This is a genomic window from uncultured Maritalea sp., from assembly GCF_937139385.1.
Classification (GTDB): domain Bacteria; phylum Pseudomonadota; class Alphaproteobacteria; order Rhizobiales; family Devosiaceae; genus Maritalea; species Maritalea porphyrae_A.
On sequence record NZ_CAKZPW010000275.1, the window covers coordinates 1 to 1,878 of the forward strand.

3 protein-coding genes and 1 pseudogene are annotated in these 1,878 nt (G+C 50.4%); 1 reads left to right on the plus strand and 3 read right to left on the minus strand.

Annotated features, from left to right (window positions below):
* Window positions 1-719: pseudogene (locus tag Q0231_RS11175) on the minus strand (hypothetical protein); the annotation flags it as partial.
* Entirely contained in the window at window positions 712-1,185 is a 474-nt protein-coding gene (locus Q0231_RS11180) for a phage regulatory CII family protein (protein ID WP_299347731.1), read from the minus strand. The pseudogene Q0231_RS11175 and the gene Q0231_RS11180, both read right to left, overlap by 8 nt.
* An 89-nt stretch (window positions 1,186-1,274) precedes the next feature.
* Here Q0231_RS11180 and Q0231_RS11185 point away from each other — a divergent pair, with 89 nt between their 5' ends.
* On the plus strand, window positions 1,275-1,526 hold the full coding sequence (locus tag Q0231_RS11185) for a hypothetical protein (RefSeq protein ID WP_299347732.1): 252 nt from the start codon (window positions 1,275-1,277) through the stop codon (window positions 1,524-1,526).
* A gap of 23 nt (window positions 1,527-1,549) precedes the next feature.
* On the opposite strand, the gene Q0231_RS11190 is transcribed toward Q0231_RS11185, so the two are convergent.
* Window positions 1,550-1,825 carry a hypothetical protein gene (locus Q0231_RS11190; RefSeq protein WP_299347733.1) on the minus strand — a complete coding sequence of 92 codons (276 nt, stop codon included), beginning with the start codon at window positions 1,823-1,825 and terminating at the stop codon, window positions 1,550-1,552.
* Window positions 1,826-1,878 lie beyond the last annotated feature (53 nt).

Consider the following 1,878-nt stretch of genomic DNA (forward strand, 5'->3'; position numbering starts at 1 on the left):
AACATAGCACATATCTTATTCTTTGTCAAGTCTTTTACAATGCTCTTGTGGTGTGTTATGACCTTTTTAAAGAAAGACCTGCGCAACGATTTGTCGCGCAGATCTTTAGTGACTTTGGCAATGGCTATTGGGTTTGCAGTGCTGATAATTTCAGCCTGTTCTGCAGCGGGCAATTTGGCCAAGGCTGCAGCAGCGCTTACTTTCAAATCGCCACTTTCCACCGCTTTGTTGAGTTCTGGCGCACCTGTTGTTTGCACCACTTTGGCATGGGCCACCGAACGTTCAGAAACTTGCAGCTTGGCAGCAGCTTCTTTGATGGAGGTTTTGGGCGCATTATCCTGCAAATTTGCAGATTTAGATGTTGTCTGCGCACCACGCTGCATATTGGCCAAAGCCGCAGCAACCATTGCCCGTTGGCTTTCGGTTAGTTGGCGGCGGTGCAGGTTTTTGGACAGAACAAACTGCAACGGATCCGGCGAAATGTTGGCCAACTTGCAATACATCTCAAATTCAATGAAATGTTTGGGGCCATATTCACCAATGTCTTGCAGCGCCCGATAACGGTTACGCCCATCAAGAATTTTGCCATCGAGCAAAATGATCTGCTCTTGCAGGCCATTTTGCCGAATGTCTTCTATAAAGTCATCGCGGTCTGCGCCGCCCATATAGGGAAAAATATCAGCGAATGGGTGCGGTTGGAGTTCTGTCAAGTTACTCATCGCCCTCACCCCGCTCAGCCAGTTTGCGCAGCGCCAACAGCGCCATTATCGCATCGTCAATTTCTTTAAGGTCGGTTTTGCGCTCTGCCTTGTCCCATTTGCCATCGCCGATATGCACGCCGATGCTGGAGATGACTTCGCCAAATTCCTTGGCTGATTTACCCATGGCCACTTGCAGGTCTGCAAAGCCATTGGGCATTTGGGGCAATTCAATCAGTTCGCAATGTGCCAGGCGCGCCAATTGGCGCAGCACTGTTGTATCTTTGCTTTCGCTGATCAGATCGGCCAAAATATCGATCGGCATAAATTGGTCGATGTGGTCGTCCTTGATGCTGCAATAACGGCTGATTTGTTTTGGGCTAACGCGGGGACATTCTTGCGCAGCATCTTGCCCGCCAAAAACAGACACCATGCGCCGTGTTGCTGATTTCAACCCCAAATATGTTTCGCGGTTCAACAGCCTCATGCCAGCACCCCTGCGCCAAAATTTGCGCGGTCTAAGGTTGCCGCTTGGCAGACGGTGACAGAACTGGCAGAGCGTGGGACGCTCTGGCCATGAAAACACGCAGACAAATCATCACCACACCACAATTGGACTTGGCGCTTGAAGCGCTTGAGTTGGCCAATGAGGACTGTAGGTTGGCAGCAGAGCCAGACACGGTTGGAGCGTCGGGCATAAGGGGCACCCTCCCCGCAACTAGCTCTGCCACCATTCGCCACACCGCGCTCACTGTGGTGCAGAATAAAAAGCGGATGCGCAAAAGCAAGCGCACCCGAGTTGACATCTCCAAGGGAGGAAATTCTTGAAGGGGTCGAAAAAAGTGAGGTGTTCATGCGGACACCTCGTTGCTTTGCTCAGCCACATTGGCCCCAACAAAATTTGGGGGGCGCACAATATTTTCAGGCCATTCAACGCCTTCGGGCCAATTGTCGCTGAAATAGGTAAGTGCGGTTTCGTAACTCTTGTTTGTGAAGTTCTTGCCTTCGTCAATTCGGTCGAGCGTCATGCCAGAATTGAACACAATTGTTGAGACACGACCCCTGCTCAGCTGCTTGGCCGCACAATACCGATTTGCAATGGTTAAAAGCGCTTTTCTAAGTTTCATGCGCCTAAAGTGCGTTATTTAAAACGCGTCGTCAAGTTTTTTTATGCCAATTC

Excerpts from the sequence above, each read along its gene's own strand:
- Q0231_RS11180 (WP_299347731.1), bottom strand. The coding sequence starts at position 1,185 with ATGAGGCTGTTGAACCGCGAAACATATTTGGGGTTGAAATCAGCAACA.
- Q0231_RS11185 (WP_299347732.1), top strand. The coding sequence starts at position 1,275 with ATGAAAACACGCAGACAAATCATCACCACACCACAATTGGACTTGGCG.
- Q0231_RS11190 (WP_299347733.1), bottom strand. The coding sequence starts at position 1,825 with ATGAAACTTAGAAAAGCGCTTTTAACCATTGCAAATCGGTATTGTGCG.